We start from the raw sequence: 16,687 nt of genomic DNA, 5'->3' as shown, positions 1-16,687 counted from the left end.
GCCCCCTCCTTCGCCAAGGCTTCGGAGGGCAGGCAGCGACTGTGTTAGAAGTCAAGTCCGGGCTCGCTGAAGGCGAGCGATTCGCCAGCCCAGGGTCAGCCCCGGCGAGCGCCAGCGAGACGGCGGCGCCACCCTGGGTTTCAGACGGCAAGGGTCCGAACGCTGAAAGCGTGGGATAACGCGACAGGGTGGCTCAAAATTTCTGGCGCACTGCGCTAGCGGGGCGTTCCGAAGACGGTCTTGTATTCGGCCGCCAGGTCGAAAAGGGCCTGCCGGGCGTTTCCCCGGAAGCTGGAGCCGTGCATGACGGCCAGGGTTTCGGGGCTGATGTCGGCCAGTTTTTTGAAGCTGGCTTCGGTGTAGTGGGTGTAGGGCGAGTAGTCGGCCAGCACGCCGGCTTGATATTCCCTCATGGCCCGGCCCGAGCGACCCACGATGTCGGACTCGGTGATGGGCTCGACCTGGCCGCTCTGGTGAAAGAGGTCGGAACACAGCAGCGTCTTGCTCGACTCTTCGTACATCACGGCCGCGTCCCACCCGTGAGGCAAGTGAGGAGTACGGCAAAGGCGGTAGCGGCGCTCTCCCGTTTCCAGCACCTCGCCGTCCGCCATTCCCCGAGGCTCACGTATGGCATAGTCGTTGACGCTGACCAGAGCGCCTACCTGGCTGCAAACGGGTCGGGCCTGGGGGGCGATCTCCAGCCAGCGGTTGAGGGAGCCGCACTCGTCGGACTCGAAATGGCTAAAGCCGACCCAGCGCAGCTTGGAGGGGTCGATCACCGAGGCCACCCCCTCGCGAATCTCTTCAAACATGCCCCGAAGACCCGAGTGATAAAGCATCGGCTCATCGTCGGTGAGCAGAAAGTGATTGAACTGCAGATCAAACTCCGCCACGTAAGCGCTGATCCTGTAGATGCCCGCCCCAATCTCGTCGACCTTAATCATCGGTGTCCTCCATAAGGAATACCTGCGTTCCAGCGTGAAACATAAGCGATTTCAGAGGTGCGCTTCAACCGCTGGCGCAGGTGCGATCATGGGCAGAGGATTCCTGCGACCCCCCTGCAGGTGATCGACGACGCAGGGAGCACCCAAATCTCCCGACGGCTTCGAGTCCGGCGCCTACCTCCCGTTGAGAGAGCCGGCGGGAAATCAGCCCCGGGGGCCCTCGATCTCCAATTCCGGGTCCTCGGCGACTTCGCCGTCGATGAGGATGTCGTACTTGTAGAGCCCCCAGTCCTCTTCGGGCAAGTCCTTGACCTTTCCTCTGATCCGACCGCGCCCGTTGGGTGCTACCGGTTGGAACTCCTCCAGGTCGAGAGGCAGCTTGGCCTGGTTATCGGCGTCGACGTGCTTGAAGTTCCCCACACCGGGAGTCACTGCACGCGAGCACTCATTGATGACGTGCCATTGGATGTTGAAATTGCGCCGGGCGCCGTCGATGCGGGTGGGCGATGCCGATACGACGCAGGACCCGCCCTCCTCGCTGAGCACGATGGATCGCGAGATCAGTCCGCTTTCCTGAGGCTGCGACCAGAGCGGTACGAGAACGAGCGCTGAAAAGGCCGACAGACATAAAACCGTTCTAGCTTTCATGGAGACTCCCCTTCCTTGGACGGTGAAGTTTGAATGATGCGCTGATATGCGGGCAGCCCGCGCAGGGCGGCCAGGTCGTCGTCGAGTTGGGCTTCCGAGCGGCTGTAGCCTCGCTCCAGGGCGCTGGCCAGCGCTTGCAGGGCCGCTTCGCGGTCGCCGCAGAGAGCGCGGACGACGGCCTGACGATAGAGCACCTGGCTGTCCTCCGGCGCCAAGGCCACTGCCTCGTCGACATGGCCGACGGCTCCCTGGCGGCACCCCAGTTTGGCTTCCAGCAGCGCCATCAAACCCAACTGGCGTGCATCTTTGGCGTTAACTTGCAGAGTGTCCTGAATCAGATCGATGGCGCGCTGGTAGCACTGGCCCGCCTTTTCAGCCAAGCCCAGGCGGCTGTAGGCATCACCCAGATTCCTCAGGGTGGTGACCCGGGCTGGATGCATTTCCAGCGCCTTCTCGTAGTTGCGGGCGGCTTTTTCGAACTCTCCCCGCCGGTAATGAATCGTCCCCAGGTTGGAATAAGCGGCGGCGCTGGGACCCTCAGCCAGAGCCCGCGTATACCAGGAGATGGCATCATCGAGGTTGCCGGCCGCGTGATGGGCCACGCCCACCGACTGGTATCCCCACACCGAGTCGGGCTGGAGTTCGGTGATTCTCCGAAAGGCCGTGATGGCTTCCTGGTAACGGCCCGCGTCAAAGTAGGCCAGCCCCAGGGCCCGGTAGTTGCCCCAGTAGTCGGGACGGAAGGCAATGGCCTGACGGTAGGATTCGATGGCCTCCTCGCTCCGTCCCTCGGCCTTGAGGACGTTGCCCAGCAGGCGATGGGCATCGTCGTTGTTGGGCTGCTGGCGAAGGGCGCCTCGAAGCTCCTCGATAGCTTTCTCGTTTTGACCCGTGCCCTCGTAGATGACCGCCAGAGAGATCCGCACCTCGGGCCGTTGCGGGTCGAGCTGAAGCGCCCGCTGGATGGCATGACGGGCCTTGTCGGCCCAGTCCGCATCCCGCGTCTTTTCGTACATTGCCCAGTAGGCGTCTCCCAGCCCGGCATAGGCCAGCGCGAAGGACTCGTCCCGCTCGATGGCCGAGCGGAAGAGCTGAATGGCCCGCTGCTGATTGCCTTCAACGTCGGGCCGCTCCAGAAAGGCTCGGGCCTGCAGGTATTCGGCGAAGGCCTCGTTGTCGAGGGTCGGTCGCATCTCCAGCCGCTTGCGGTCGTCCTCGCTCAGCGCCAGATGAAGGACATTGGCCACCTGCTGGGCCAGCCTGTGCTGCAACTCGAAAAGATCTTCCAGGCTGCCTTCGGTGTCTCCGCCCCAGACCACCGAGTCGTTCTTGTTCAACTGCAGCGTCACCAGCAGCCGGTCCTTGGCCTGCTGGACCGACCCCGTGACCAGGTATTCGGCACCCAGGTCGCGGGCGATCTGAGCCGCCCCTCTCTCTTCGGTCCCCAGCCTGAGGGTGGTGGAGGGCGAGATCATGGTGACCGAGCCGAGATTGGAAAGACTGGTGATGAGGGTATGAGAAATGCCCAGTCCGACCCTCGAGAGCGAAGAGTCGCCGCTCAGGTTGACCAGCGGCAAGACCCCCACCACCGGACTCTTGGCCTGGGCAACCGCCGACGGACCCGGAAGGGCCGTCTCGCCGGCAGACCACCACAGCCAGGCCCCCCAAGCCGTCAGCGCCGCCAGGAGAAGCAGCGCCAAAACCGCCAGGGCTCTCTTAGAGGGCAACCGGTCGGGCAGGGCCGCCAGCATCTTTCTCTTGCCAGCCTTGAAGGACTCCAGCTCATCGATCAGTTGGCGGGCCGATGAGAATCGGTTGGACGGATCTTTTTCAAGCAGCCTCCTCACGATCCGGCGCAGTTCGGGGGCAATCGCCACCGTACGTCCGCTGGGCTGTGGCGGACTGTTGATGACGCGGTCGAGAGTGGCGACGACGGTCGGCGAGCGGAAGGGATGGTTGCCCCCCAGCATCTCGTAGAACACCACGCCCAGCGAAAACAAGTCGCTGCGGCCGTCCACCGGCTTGCCCAGGGCCTGCTCGGGCGACATGTACTCGAACGTGCCCATGAGGGCGCCTTCATCGCGGGTCAGTTGGGTGCCGGTATCGCCGCTGCCGGCTTCTTGCAGGACGGCCTTCTTGGCCACTCCGAAATCGACGATCTTGATCTCGCCCTCTTGCGTGATGAAGATATTGCCCGGCTTGATGTCGCGGTGGACGACTCCCTGAGCGTGAGCGGCTTCCAGTCCCCGTGCGGCCTGCAGCGTGATTTCCAGAGCCTCGGACGGGGGCAGGGGGTATTCGGGGACCCGCGCCTGGAGGCTTCTTCCATGCAGAAGCTCCATGACGAAGTAAGGCTTCCCCTCCAGCTCTCCATAGTCGTGAACCGTGCAGATATTGGGGTGGGCCAGAGAAGAAGCCATCTGGGCTTCCTGCAGGAAGCGCTTGAGGTGATCGGCGCTGAAAGCCTCCTTGTCGGCCAGCACCTTTATGGCCACCGGACGCTTGAGCAGGGTGTCGGAAGCTTTATAGACGACTCCCATGCCGCCGCTTCCAAGCCGCTCTTCGATTCGATAACGTCCGATCGTACGACCGACCAAGTGGCCACCCCTGCTCGCGAGCTGAAAAACTTCTCCAGACCTCGGCTCATCTTACTCTGCATGCCGCTCCTGGCGCAACGCTGTATGGTTCTAGAGTTTAGGAATCAATAATCTTAGATAGCCATGAATTATTGACCGCTCAACGCCGATTTGCGCTAGCGGGACAGGCGGTAGCCGGCCTTGCGGACGGTCAGGATGTGGCGGGGATTGGAGGGGTCTTCTTCCAGCTTTCGGCGCAGTTCCCCGATGTGGGTGTCGACGGTGCGGGTCAGGACGGTGTCGGGATAGCCCCACACCCGTTGGATCAACTCCAGGCGCGAGGTGACGGCGCCGTCGCGTTGCAGCAGTTCCCACAGCAGGTCGAACTCTTTGGGGGCCAGGGCCACCAACTCGCCGTCCCGCTTCACTTCGCGGGTGGCCGGATCGACCTCGATCTTGCCGAAGCTGACGGGACGCTGGTTTTCTTCCCTCGAGGTCTGTCCGCCGGAGCGTCTGAGCAGGGCCTCGATGCGGGCTAGCAGTTCCAGCACGCTGAAGGGCTTGGTGACGTAATCGTCAGCGCCGAAGCGGAAGCCCCGCACCTTGTCCAGTTCCTCTCCGCGGGCGCTGAGGATCAGCACCGGGACGTCGCTTCCCCCCTCGCGCAGGGAGCGCAGAAGGCGGAAGCCGTCCAGCCCGGGCAGCATCAGATCAAGGATGATCAGATCGGGAGGAGAGGTGCGGGCCGCCTGCAACCCCTGGGGCCCGTTGCGGGCCACCTCGACCTCGTATCCCTCGATCTCCAGGTTGTTCTGCAGACCGTAGGCCAGGTTTCGGTTGTCCTCGACCAGCAGGATTCTTTTCATGGCTCCGTCTCCGTTTCTTGGGGCTTGGCCGGCGCGTCGCCGGCAGGGGCCGCAAACTCGACGACGAATCGGGCTCCGCCCTGTCGGCCCGCTTCCACCCAAACCTCTCCCCCCTGGGCCTCGGTCAGCTCGCGCACCACCGAGAGGCCGATGCCGGTCCCGGCCGGCGCGGCGCTTCGGTGCCGGGGCAGCCGCTCGAAGCGCTTCCAGATCCGTTCTCTTTCCGACTCCTGAATCCCTTCCCCTTCGTCCTCCACCCAAATGCGCACCTTGGAGTCTTGACGGGCAAGCCCCAGCCGTACCGTCTGGCCGTCCGGCCCGTATTTGACGGCGTTGTCGACCAGGTTGAGGAGGATGAGCCGCAAGGCGTCCGAGTCGACGCGAATGCGGTGGTCTGAATCGGCCTCGATGCGGATCTGGCAGCCCGAGGAATCGGCCAGGGGTGCGAAATAATCGCGCAATTCCCTCAGCAGGGGCAGGATCCGGGTGGGTTGCTTGGTCACCTGGGTCTTGCGGCGCAGCGACCTGGTGAACTGGATGACGTTGTCCACCAGATTGGCCAGGCGCTTGGTCTCCTGAGAGATGATCTCCAGAGAACGCCTTTCTTCGCTTTCCGAACGCACCCGCTTGAGCAGCAGGGTTTCGCTGAACATCTGTATCTGGGCCAGGGGTGTCCGCAGCTCGTGGGAAACGGCGGCGATGAAATCCGCTTGGCGGCGGCTGAAGTCTCTTTCCCGGTGCAATTGAAGCAGGGCCGCCAGGATCAATACCGACGACAGAATCAGCAGCCCCAGCAAGATCGGGATGCGGGAATAGGGCAGGCCGCCGATGACGAGCTGGGAGGCCGCCTGGGGATTCAGCGAAACGACGACGCCGATATCGCGCAGCCCGTCGCCCAGTTGGTCATAGGCCCGAATGGAGGAGGCATAGGTCGTCCTGGTCTTGAAGAGGCTGCGGCCTCCGGGTCCGCTGACCGAGATCGAGAGCAACGAGTTGTCGACCTTGCCGCCGCCCAGGGAGGGCGGGAGAAGAGCTCCCCGCTGCAACGCCTGCTCGAAATAGCGGCCCAGGATCTGGGAGTCGGTAATGAATCCTTCGGCAATCAAGTCCGGATCGGCGGCGCGTTTTCGGTAGACCAGAGCGCTCTCTTCCTCGGGCGGGAGCAAGAGCAAGGCGTACTGCCACTCAGGATCGTAGTCTTGAGAATGGCGCAGGAGTTCCGTGATCACCCGTGAATCGAAGAAGGAGGACTCATCGCGTCCGCGTACTTCGATTCTCTCCTGGGAACTCAGCCTGAAGTAGGTCCGCACCAGGGGCTGGGGAACTTTCTCTTGTAGCTGAGCGGGGTCCGGCAGTTCGCTTGCGGCCAAAGGTCTGAGAGCGGGATAGAAGCCATAATAGCCCAGTTGCGTGGTGGATCGGCGAACGAATTCGTGAGCGGCCAGAGCCGTGTAGTCGTTCAAGACGCTTTCCGCCGTCGCCCGGTGTGAGAACGTGGCCTCCAGGGCCTGGTAGGCCAACAGTCCTGTCAGGACCAGAGTGGCCAGCAGCAGGACGAAGAGGAAACCGTGCCGGGAAACGCCGTCCCCGTGTCTTCCGAGTCGTCTCATCCTGTTTCAGCTTGGTTCTCCAGGGACCGCCTGTCAATGCTGAAGCGCCGCCAGGCTCCCCTTCTGACCGAAACTGGATCGTTTCCTGACACAGTCCTGACAAAACCCTTGCCGCATGGCGACCTGACCGCCATCTTTCTCTGCTAGGGTGCTGGAGCTACCGCCATCGGGAGCTGCCAAAATCCAAGGAGGATACCAGCATGAATCCAGGGTTCCTTGCTCTTCTGTCTCTTTTCATTCTTGTGGGCGCCGAACTCACCGAACCGGAATCCGCTCCCCAGCAGCAGTCGGACGAAACCAAGAACCTCAAATACTACCCCGAGGGCACCAAGCGGTCGGAACTGATCCCGCAAATGCGTCAATTCTCCTTCGCCCTGGGCGCACCCTGCACGTATTGCCACGGGACCGAGGAGCAGAGGACTTCTGATCTGAGGGGAGTCGATTTCTCCCTCGACATCAAGCCCACCAAGGATAAGGCACGCCAGATGCTGCGCATGGTGGACGAGATCAATTCCCGCTTGCTTCCCCAGATTTCTCAGCGAAGAGAGTTCGATCTGGAGGTCACTTGCTTCACCTGCCACTCCGGCCTTCCTTTTCCCGAATCCATCGAGGCGCGGGTGATGCGCAAGATCGAGGATGAAAACCTGGAGGCCGCCATCGACGACTATCGGCAGGTTCGCGAGAGATACTACGGCAGCGCGGCCTTCAACTTCAAAGAGCAGCCGCTGGTGGAGGTGGCCTCCGCGCTGCACGGGGAGGGCCAATACGAGGCGTCAGCTAAGATCAGCCTGCTCAACCTCGAGTTCCACCCCGAGTCGGGTCAGTCGAAATTCTGGCTGGCCGAAGCCTACGCCGCCAGCGGCGAAAGGGCCAAAGCCCGAGAGCTTTACGAGGAACTTCTCGCCCAGCACCCCAACGACCCCCGGCTCAAAGCGCGCATCGAAGCCCTGGGCAAAAAGGACAACTGACAGACCCTCCTTGGCCAAGGCTATGCAAGGCTGACCGGCATGGTGGCGAGTTGGGCGGGCCGCGCTTGCAGGATGGTGGCGGCGATGGGGCGGTCGGCGGAAGCCTGTATGACGCCCTGGAGGCGCTGAAATCGACCGGCTCGCCCCAGTCGATCTCATCGAGGAACAAGGGCCTGTGGCCGCCTGGGGCAACCTGAAGCTGGCTCAAAACTTCTGACGCACTGCACTATAGCTTATCCTGCGTCCAGTCTGAGAGGGACTTGACCTCTTCCCCGCTCCCTCTATAGAAGAACAGTAGATTTGATGGCTCGGTGGCGAACCAGGCGAATGTTCCCCAAGCAATGTTGTCGGCTGTCTTCTTATATGCGGCTTCGCTCCGGTCCAGGAAGGCCGTCACGAAAGCCAAGTGTTTCCCGGGAAAAGAAGCGTCTTCAGCCAGCGAGGTGAGAGCGCTTTTGCGCTCTTCTGAAACCGGCCCGTCAGTCGCTACTACTTCGATAAAAACCAGCAAAGGGTGTCGTGGTGCCAGATCGACGAGAATAATATCGGGCAAGTTGCGGTCGGGTTGAATTGAGAGCCCGATCTCACGGGCGAGTTCGTCATCCCGGGCCACGACCTTATTTCGGCTCTCGCTAAGCCAGATGACTCCTGGCTCCCCCAGAAACCGTGACGCGAACTCCTCAACGACCGCTTTAGAAATATGCGAACTGGGACCAGGCGACATGCGACGAGCTTCGCCGTTGGGGAAACGGACCATGACATGTTCGCCGCCTGTGGCGGCTCCCTTTCGGCGAATTGCTATTCGGGCAAGGGCACCTGCTGAGAGGTTATCGGCTCGCCATGCTTTCATCGCCTCGGCTAGCGGAGGCCCTTTGAGTCCTGGATCGAGCAACTCGGCAAATCCGGATGCCAGAGCATAGCGGGGCTGCGGAGAAGTGGGAGCCAAACCTTCGCGCTCGATCACTGCTCCATTGGGGATCAAGGCATATCGGATGGTGTCGTCACGGATCGACTCCCGCGTGTTGTCAGCGTACCATCGCCCGGGAATCTCTCCTTTGCCGCTCTCCATGGAGGATTCGGCCCAGCCCTGTCGACTGACATCGTCGGTCTGACTGGCCTGCTCATCCGTCATGCGGGTAATCTGGTTGGGACGGGCCCAAGTCTCGCGCCCTTCTACGGCGCCCACATAGAGCATGACGAAAACAGTCTTGGCGGAAATCTCCCACACACTGTGTGCACGATTGGGGCTCCCCCCAGGGAAGATCATTTGCAGACCCCGATGGATCTCCTGCCAAGTCGTGAAAGGCGGCAAGGACGACATCAGCCGTTCCCAAGATAGATGACTCGGAGAGCCTGCTCGATAGCCCGTCGGCCGGCCTTTCGAGTCAACAGGTTTTCGATGGTCCTCATCTCCTCGACCGAGGGGAGCGGAAGAGCACTGAGTTCATAAGCGGATACTGCTACGCTTCCACTGATACAGCGGAATGCCGAATCGACGATATCGCTATTGAGCACCGCAGCTACGGCTAAAGGCGAAACCTCAGGTGAGGCATGGAGCGGACGCACCATATTGAGATGATTTTCAACTACCACGCCACCATGCTCATCGATCAATTCCTGAGGCAGCACGGCAGCGATTAGGCGCCGCGACTGTTCTTTGGCGGTAGTGCGTTGAAGCAGCACGCAAGACCGGTCGATCCTCAGCCAGTCATCCCCTTCTTGGAGCTCGAAGAAAGGTTGGTGGTTCTTCTTCTCAGCCCGAAACACGAACCGGCCCGGTCCATCGATAGCCTCCGCCCACACCAAAGGCAAGCACCCTCGGCCGGCCGCGCCGCGCAGTTGTTTCTTGTGGCGGTTCCAGACCAGCGGACCCGTGGAGATTTTATAGCCCCAATCCGAAATCCGGCAGGACATATGAGCCAAGCGGGAGATCAATTGCGATTGCCCGGCGTGCCGCGGAATCAGCCAAGGAGCGGATGATTCGGCGGGCAACTCGAAGCGTCCCGCGGGGAACACCTGCGCGTCCCCCTCGGCTGAAACCGTAACGTGATGAACAGCGGCTTTCCTGTCGCCGGCGTCGCGACAATAGACCGCCAGCATGGTTTCTTGCAGGACGTCTTCGAACACCCCCTTACGGGCCTCGATGAAGTCCACGGCAGCCGGCGGAGCCTGAGAAGCCATCAGTCTGCGGAGTGCCTTGAAGTACTCTCCGGCCAGGAAACTTGTCGGGGTGACGTAGGCTATGACGCCGTCGGGAGAGCACCAACGCAGGGCCAAATCGGTGAAGACCCCGTAGAGGTTGGCATGTCCATAGAGGCTTCTGCTGAATCGCTTGCGGAGTTCTGGAGAAAGCCTGATCCTGCCGTAGGGCGGATTCCCGATGACTAGATCGAAGGCCTCGCCTGCCGCTTCCCGCTCAAGGCTGTCACAGACATCCACCAAGCTGGGCAACCGCGTATCGGCCCGGATACACAGATCAGCCAGCGCGACTTCCAGCAGAGCCTGCGACAGCCAAGCGGCGAAGGGATCGATCTCGAATCCCTTCAGGCGCTTGGAGAGAGATTCGATCGCCAATGCCGGCTTTTTGACGTCGGCGGCGGCGACCATTCGCAGGGCGGCGGACGTGAGAAATGCCCCTCCACCGCAGGCGGGATCGAGAACCCGGCAAGTCGCCCAATCGGCCCCAGCCTCGCTGGCCAAATCGAGCAGGCGGGCGCTCAATGCGGGCGGAGTATAGTGAATGCCCAGTTGCGACCGCAGGGTCTGTGGCAACATGGCGGTGTAGGTCACGCTGAGCCAATGCGAGGCCCCAATCGGATCGAGTTCCACAGCCGCGCGTCCGATCGAGGCCGCGAGGACGGCAGCCGTCGAGTCAAGAGAGTGCTCAGCCAAATCGGCCGGCACCTGAGACAACCGATACTCTCCCCCTCCCACAAGGCCGGTCATCTCTTCGCAATAGCTCTCCACAGCTTCCACCATGAACCGCTGAAGCGCCTGCATGCGGCACCGGCCATCAAGACCGGAAGCCCAAGCCCGGGCCATACTTCGCGCCGAGTGAAAGGACCCGTTCGGCCGCCCGCAAACATAGCGCAGGGCTTCCTCACCAACGACTGGCAAGGTGCTGATCCAACCTGTTTGAAGCTGAGAGGCCATACGCACTCCAGATCTCACCCGATTCTCGACCAATCGAGCATTCATCCTAGCATCACGCCATGACTAGGCCCGCCTTGACAATCAAGGCATCCGGGCCTCAAGGTAGCTATCTCATGAGAACCACATTCAGTCTCTTTGCTCTCGCCCTCCTGAGCCTCTGCCTGGCCGCCTGCAATCAGGCTGGTGAAGAACCGCGCGAGGGTTTTGATCTGGTGATCGAAGGGGGGCGGGTGATGGATCCTGAGAGCGGGTTGGACGGGGTGCGTAATGTCGGCATCTCGGGGGGACGCATCGCGGCCGTCAGCGAGGAGGCGCTGCGGGGGACAAGGCGCATCGATGCCTCGGGGCTGGTGGTGGCGCCGGGCTTTGTCGACCTGCACGCCCATGGACAGGATCCGCTCAGCAACAGGCTGCAGGCTCAGGATGGCGTGACCACCGCCCTGGAGATGGAGGTCGGCGTCTTTCCGGTCGGGAAGTGGCTGGACTCAAGGCAGGGTAAGGCGGTGGTTCACTACGGCGCGACCTCCGGGCACTGGCCGGCCAGGGTCAAACTGGTCGACGGACTCGACGTCGGCCACTTCCCCACCCTGCCCGAGGCCGAGACCACCCGCATGGACGAAGGCAACTATGCCTACGAGGAGCTGTCTCCCGAGCGGATCGAGGAATTGTCGGGCCTGCTCGAGCAAGGGCTCGATGAAGGCGGCCTGGGGCTGGGCTTCGGCATCACCTACACACCCGGCGCCTCCCGCCTTGAGATCTACCGGCTCTTCCAGATGGCCGCCCGGCGGGGAGTGGCGACCTACGTCCACCTGCGCGGGGAGAACTCCGGAGGCACCCTGGGAGCCTTCCAGGAAGCCATCGCCCTGGCCGCCGGCAGCGGAGCTTCCACCCACATCGTCCACATGAACAGCAGCGCCGGCGAGTGGGCCCAGGTGGCCCTTGAAATGATCAGGGGCGCCCGAGAACGCGGGCTGGACGTGACCACCGAGTCCTATCCCTACACCGCCGGCTCGACCCGCATCGAGTCGGCCCTTTTCGATCCCTGGGAAGGACGCAGCGACGAGGAGTACCAGAGGCTGCAATGGCCCGCCACGGGCGAGCGGCTCACCACCGAAACCTTCAAGAAGTACCGCCAGCAGGGCGGCTGGGTGATCATCCACGGGCGCTCGGAGGAGACCAACCAGTGGATCGTGGCCCAGCCCGACGTGATGGTAGCCAGTGACGGCATCCCCTACTTGAACGGGCCGGCCCACCCCCGCGGGGCCGGAACCTTCGCGCGGGTGCTGGGCCACTATGTGAGGGAAAAAGGCGCCCTCACCCTAATGGAAGCCCTCAACAAGATGACGCTGCTGCCCGCACGCCGCGTGGAGGGCGCCGCGCCCGCCATGAAACGCAAAGGACGCGTGCAGGAGGGGGCGGACGCCGACCTGACCCTGTTCGACCCGCAGACCATCATCGACCGCTCCACCTACCAAGAAGGCGACCTGCCCTCGGCGGGCATCATCCATGTATTGGTGGCCGGAACCTTCGTCGTTCGCGACGCCGAGTTCATCGAGGGCGTCTTCCCCGGTCAAGCCATCCGTGGCGGAAAGTAGGCCCGTGGCGGCACCGGGGACAAATCCGCGCATCGGATGGCGCCAGGACGCGCTGGCCGCTTTGCTGCTTTTCGCCCTGGTCTGGATCGTCTACACCCGGGCGCCGCTGATCATCGTCTACGACTCCAGCTATGCCTTGCTGACCTCAGAGCAGGTTTACCGTCATGGCGACCTCCGGCTCGAGGGCTACTTTCCGCACCTGCAGCCGGCCGCAGGTCGCGGCGAGACCTGGAGGATCGAACCTTCCGATTACCGTTTGGCCTGGATCGACGGGCACCTCTACGCTTATCACCCGCCTGGTTCCTCGCTCCTTTCGGTCGCTTTCATACCGGTCTTTCACGCCTTCGGCTACTCGCCGGTTGGCGCCGACGGAGGTCACGATTGGGCTATGGAAAGGGACCTGCAAGGGATTCTGGCGGCTTTGCTGACTTCCCTGTTCGCGCTGCTGGTTTTTCTCCTGGCGCGTGAAATATTGCCTCTCGGTTGGAGCGTATTCATCTCTCTGGCTATGGCCTTCGGAACCACGGCCTTGAGCGCGGCCTCGAGGGGACTGTGGTCGCACACCTGGGGAATCCTTTTGCTGGCCGCGGCCGTCCTCATCTGCTGGAAGCGGATGGACCGGGGCTGGACAGCCCTGGAAGCCGTCCTGGTCGCCACACTTCTCTCGTGGTGCTTTCTGGTCCGCCCCACCTTCGCTCTGTCGGCCGGCGGCATCGCCTTGTTGGCAGCCCTGAAGCGAGTCCGCTACTGGTGGATCTTGCCGCTGGCGGGGCTGACCTGGTTTGCGCTGTTCGCCGTCTATTTCCGCACCCAGTTCGGGGACTGGCTGCCGGCCTATTTCTTCGCCAGCCGGCTGCAGCTCGCGACTTTTCCCGAGGCTTTGGCCGGAAACCTCATCTCCCCGGCCCGCGGGTTGCTCATCTTCACGCCGGGTCTGGTCTGCTGGATCTACTTTGGCGCCGCATATCGCCGGCATCTGCCCCGCCGCGGCTGGATGGCCCTGGCCGGCGGCCTGGTGCTGGCCCACTGGACGCTGATCTCGATCTCGTCCCATGCCGGATGGTGGGGCGGCCACAGCTACGGCCCCCGCCTCATGACGGACGTACTGCCCTGGGTGGCCCTGCTGGGAATCCTGTCCACCCGGGCCTGGCTGGACGCCAGTCAGCCGAGCCGCTTGCGCCGCCTCCAACTGGCGGTGCTGCTGCTGCTCTGGACCGCCTCGGCAGCTATCCACCTGGCGGGCGCCAGTTGCCGCCAGACCCAGCTCTGGAACGTCCACCCCAGCGACGTAGACCACCACCCCCACCGCCTCTGGGACTGGAGCGACCCGCCCTTCTTGAGGCCCCTTGTCGGCGAAGTGGAACAAGGTCACCGAGTGCAATGCGTTAAAGGTGTTGAACCGCCCTGTTGCGTTATTCCACGCTTTCAGCGTCCGGGCCTTTGCCGTCCTGAACCCAGGGTGGCGCCGCCGTCTCGCTTGCGCTCGCCGGGGCTGACCCTGGGCTAGCGAATCGCTCCCCTTCAGGGAGCTTATGCTCTCTTTCAACACAGTCGCTGCCTGCCTTCCGAAGCCTTGCCTCGCCCTCCGTAGCCTCGGCGAAGCAGGGGCGAAGGAAAAGGCTGGCGAATCAGAGAGGGAGCCAGACAGGCAGCGACCGTCCTGAAGGTCAAGTCCGGGCTCGCCGGGCTGGCCGATCTGCCCTTGCAGAAGGGACAGGGAGCCAGACAGGCAGCGAAGGTCCTGGAGGTCGAGTCCGGGCTCGCTGAAGGCGAGCGATTCGCTAGCCCAGGGTGGGACCCGCCGCAAGCGGTAGCGCAGCAAGGGTCAGAACCCTGGGTCATCGCAGCTCAGTCTATCCACACTGAAGGTGTGGGATAGGGTTCGGCATTGGCGCACTGGCTCAGAACTCTTGGCCCATAATCTGGGACTAGCGGCCGACTCGGTTGAGCTCCGGGGGCAGGCGGAAGGCGGCCATTTCTTGGCCGTTGCGGACCAGCAGGATGTCGCCGGTCAGACTCGGCTGGCTCCAGGTCTTGCCCTCGATGGCGGGGATGCGGGACAGTTCGGTGAAGCGGTCGGGCGAGGCCGCCACCAGGGCGATCTCTCCTCCTTCCGAGAGCACCAGCAGCAGGTCCTGCTCGGGCAGCAGCAAGAGCTGGCCGGCACCGTAGCGTCCGCCCTTCCACTTGCGCCGGCCCTGGTCGAGTCCGATGCAGGCCAGGATGCGGCCGTCGAAGCCGTAGGCATGGCCTTCGTGCACGACGATCTGGCTGAAGGAGGGCTTGAGCCTGTTCGACATCCAGCGCTCTTCGACAGTCCATCCTCCGGGTCCGTGGTCGACCGTGATGCGGCGCGTGCCGTCGGGAACGGCGGAGCTGTCGACCATGGTGCTGATGAGGAAATCGCCGTCTTCAATCAGAGCCGGCTGGAGGACGCTGGTCATATCGCCCGCCAGCCGATACTTCCAGAGGAGCGAGCCGTCCCCTGGCGCGACGCTCGTGATCCTGCCCGGCCGCAGCATCAGGACCTGCGGAACTCCCCCAAGCCTCAACAGGTGAGGTGAGCTGTAGCTGACGCCCTTGTCCGGGCCGAACCAGCGCGGGTCGCCGGTGGCCATGTCGTAGGCGACGAGTTTGCGGGCGTTGACGATCACCACGTCATCGACGACCAAGGGCGAGTTCACGTAGCCAAAGTAGGGGACCCCTCCGCCGGTGTCGGAAGCCGCGTCGCGAGACCAGACCAGGGCTCCGCTGCGGGCGTCCAGCGCGTTCATGATGCCGGTGGCGCCCAGCGTGTACACACGGCCGTCAGCCAGTGCCGGAGTGGCCCGCGGGCCGGCGCCGACATGCGAGTCCCAGAAGCGGGCCGTGTCGCGGTGGCGCCACACCGGCTCTCCGCTAGCCACCTTGTAGCAGGAAACCACCTCGTCGCCGCCCCGCTGCTCCTGGGTGTAGAGCAGTCCGTCCCCGACGGCGAAGGACGACACGCCCGGCCCCACCGGCCGCCGCCACAGCTCGGCGGGAGGCGAAACGGACCAGTCGGTCCCGATACGAAGTCCGCGCACCACCCCGTCGCGGTCCGGACCGCGAAAGCCCGTGGACTCGACCTCCTCGGCGGCGGCCGGCGCAGGCGGCGGCGGCGCAAACTGGTCGTCTTCGTGGGCCAGCAGCCGGTCCTCGGGAGTTTCTGACCAGCGCCAGGAGAACTCGGGAAAGCCGCCGCCGCCCAGTCCCTCGCTGCGCAAGAGCACCCAAACTCCACAGGAGATGAGGATGACGGCGACCATGGAGGCCTGCCGAAATCCCGCCGGGAAATGACGGCTGAGTGCCGCCCAGGTCACGAAAGCGAGGCTGGCCACGGGAATGGCGTAGATGAAGTACTGAAATCCCAGGTTCCCCTCTGCAACCGAGGGGTGGACCAGGCGCAGCGCCGCCGCCATGGCCGCCACCACCAGGACCACGGCGCCCAAGCGCTCAAACCAGCGTGCCCGGCTGAAGGCCACCCACCAGAGCAGGACCAGCGGACCGGCAAGCAGCGCCACCATCACGCCGTACATCTTGAACTCGCCCCGGGAGGCGAACATGGGGACGACGAGCCAAGCCAGCCATTGCACGACTACGAGGACCACGCCGGGCCACAGCCGGAGCGGTTTCTGAAGAGTCGATTCGCTCATCTTCATTCCTCCCTCAGCGCCTGCACCGGATCGATATTGGAAGCCCGCCAGGCCGGCAGCGCGGACGCCAGAAGCGCTACCGCCGTCAGCAGCAGGGCCACCACGCCCAGCGTCCACACGTCGGTGGGCGTCACGTCGTGGAGCAGTCCGGCGATCAGTTCGGTGAAGAGGAGCGACGCCGTGAGTCCCAGGACGAGTCCGAGCAGCGCCAGCAGCCCGCCCTCCTTGAGGACGGTCCGCACCAGCAGCGCCCGATCGGCCCCCAAGGCCGCGCGGATGCCCAGCTCGCGCGTCCGCTGGCTGACGCCGAAAGCCAGCACACCGGCAACGCCCACCGCCGCCACGCTGAGAGCCAGGATGGCGAAGGCGCCCACCAGGGTGGCGTTCAACCGCTGGGGCGAGATCGATTCCGAACGGATCTGGGCAAGGGTGGCGATGTCGACCACAGGCTGCTGGGCATCGAGCTTTCGAATCTCGTTGATAATGGGCCGAGTGACGGTGTCAGGCTGGTCGGTGCGGACGAAGAGCGCGCCTCCCAGGGTCATCTGGCTGAAGGGATTGAAGACGACATGCGGGACGTCCTCGGCCACCCCATAGTCCTTGGCGTCGGACACGACGCCCACGATGGTGCGGTAGTCCTCGCTGACCCCGAT

At 63.5% G+C, this 16,687-nt stretch carries 12 protein-coding genes; 3 read left to right on the top strand and 9 right to left on the bottom strand.

The annotated features are described in order from the left end of the window. Nucleotides 1-215: 215 nt before the first annotated feature. The 5 genes from VLU25_12750 to VLU25_12730 form a co-directional block, all read right to left on the bottom strand. Nucleotides 216-944: an MBL fold metallo-hydrolase gene (locus VLU25_12750; protein ID HSR68799.1), complete on the bottom strand. Its 729-nt coding sequence runs from the start codon at nt 942-944 to the stop codon at nt 216-218. Between the two features lie 204 nt (nt 945-1,148). Then, nucleotides 1,149-1,592 carry a hypothetical protein gene (locus VLU25_12745; GenBank protein ID HSR68798.1) on the bottom strand — a complete coding sequence of 148 codons (444 nt, stop codon included), beginning with the start codon at nt 1,590-1,592 and terminating at the stop codon, nt 1,149-1,151. Continuing rightward, complete coding sequence (locus VLU25_12740) at nt 1,589-4,189, bottom strand: tetratricopeptide repeat protein (protein HSR68797.1); 2,601 nt, start codon at nt 4,187-4,189, stop codon at nt 1,589-1,591. Before VLU25_12740 ends, VLU25_12745 begins: the two co-directional genes overlap by 4 nt. Before the next feature lie 155 nt (nt 4,190-4,344). Then, nucleotides 4,345-5,034 (bottom strand): response regulator transcription factor, encoded by a 690-nt coding sequence (locus VLU25_12735; protein ID HSR68796.1) that lies wholly within the window; start codon nt 5,032-5,034, stop codon nt 4,345-4,347. Then, nucleotides 5,031-6,644, bottom strand: coding sequence for a HAMP domain-containing sensor histidine kinase (locus tag VLU25_12730; protein ID HSR68795.1), 1,614 nt, complete (start codon nt 6,642-6,644; stop codon nt 5,031-5,033). Before VLU25_12730 ends, VLU25_12735 begins: the two co-directional genes overlap by 4 nt. A gap of 200 nt (nt 6,645-6,844) precedes the next feature. Between VLU25_12730 and VLU25_12725 the strand changes: the two genes are divergently transcribed. Continuing rightward, a complete protein-coding gene (locus VLU25_12725) occupies nt 6,845-7,612 on the top strand; it encodes a c-type cytochrome (protein ID HSR68794.1) in 768 nt (255 codons plus the stop codon). Between the two features lie 226 nt (nt 7,613-7,838). On the opposite strand, the gene VLU25_12720 is transcribed toward VLU25_12725, so the two are convergent. Together VLU25_12720 and VLU25_12715 are read right to left on the bottom strand one after the other, a co-directional pair. After that, a complete protein-coding gene (locus tag VLU25_12720; protein ID HSR68793.1) occupies nt 7,839-8,933 on the bottom strand; it encodes a BsuBI/PstI family type II restriction endonuclease in 1,095 nt (364 codons plus the stop codon). Continuing rightward, nucleotides 8,933-10,612 (bottom strand): Eco57I restriction-modification methylase domain-containing protein, encoded by a 1,680-nt coding sequence (locus tag VLU25_12715; protein HSR68792.1) that lies wholly within the window; start codon nt 10,610-10,612, stop codon nt 8,933-8,935. Before VLU25_12715 ends, VLU25_12720 begins: the two co-directional genes overlap by 1 nt. A gap of 266 nt (nt 10,613-10,878) precedes the next feature. Here VLU25_12715 and VLU25_12710 point away from each other — a divergent pair, with 266 nt between their 5' ends. Further along, nucleotides 10,879-12,360 carry an amidohydrolase family protein gene (locus VLU25_12710; GenBank protein ID HSR68791.1) on the top strand — a complete coding sequence of 494 codons (1,482 nt, stop codon included), beginning with the start codon at nt 10,879-10,881 and terminating at the stop codon, nt 12,358-12,360. Next, the gene (locus VLU25_12705; protein ID HSR68790.1) at nt 12,347-13,867 is read left to right on the top strand and encodes a hypothetical protein; all 1,521 of its coding nucleotides are present in this window, start codon (nt 12,347-12,349) and stop codon (nt 13,865-13,867) included. The genes VLU25_12710 and VLU25_12705 overlap by 14 nt, the downstream gene beginning before the upstream one ends. A gap of 421 nt (nt 13,868-14,288) precedes the next feature. On the opposite strand, the gene VLU25_12700 is transcribed toward VLU25_12705, so the two are convergent. Then, nucleotides 14,289-16,034, bottom strand: coding sequence for a PQQ-binding-like beta-propeller repeat protein (locus VLU25_12700; protein HSR68789.1), 1,746 nt, complete (start codon nt 16,032-16,034; stop codon nt 14,289-14,291). 2 nt (nt 16,035-16,036) lie between these two features. Beyond that, a partial coding sequence (locus tag VLU25_12695; GenBank protein ID HSR68788.1) for an FtsX-like permease family protein occupies nt 16,037-16,687 on the bottom strand: 651 nt, incomplete at its 5' end.

It is taken from the genome of Acidobacteriota bacterium (assembly GCA_035471785.1).
Lineage (GTDB): Bacteria > Acidobacteriota > UBA6911 > RPQK01 > DATIPO01 > JANQFM01.
The sequence above is the reverse complement of the archived record's forward strand: the minus strand, read 5'-3'. Positions and strand labels throughout refer to the sequence as shown.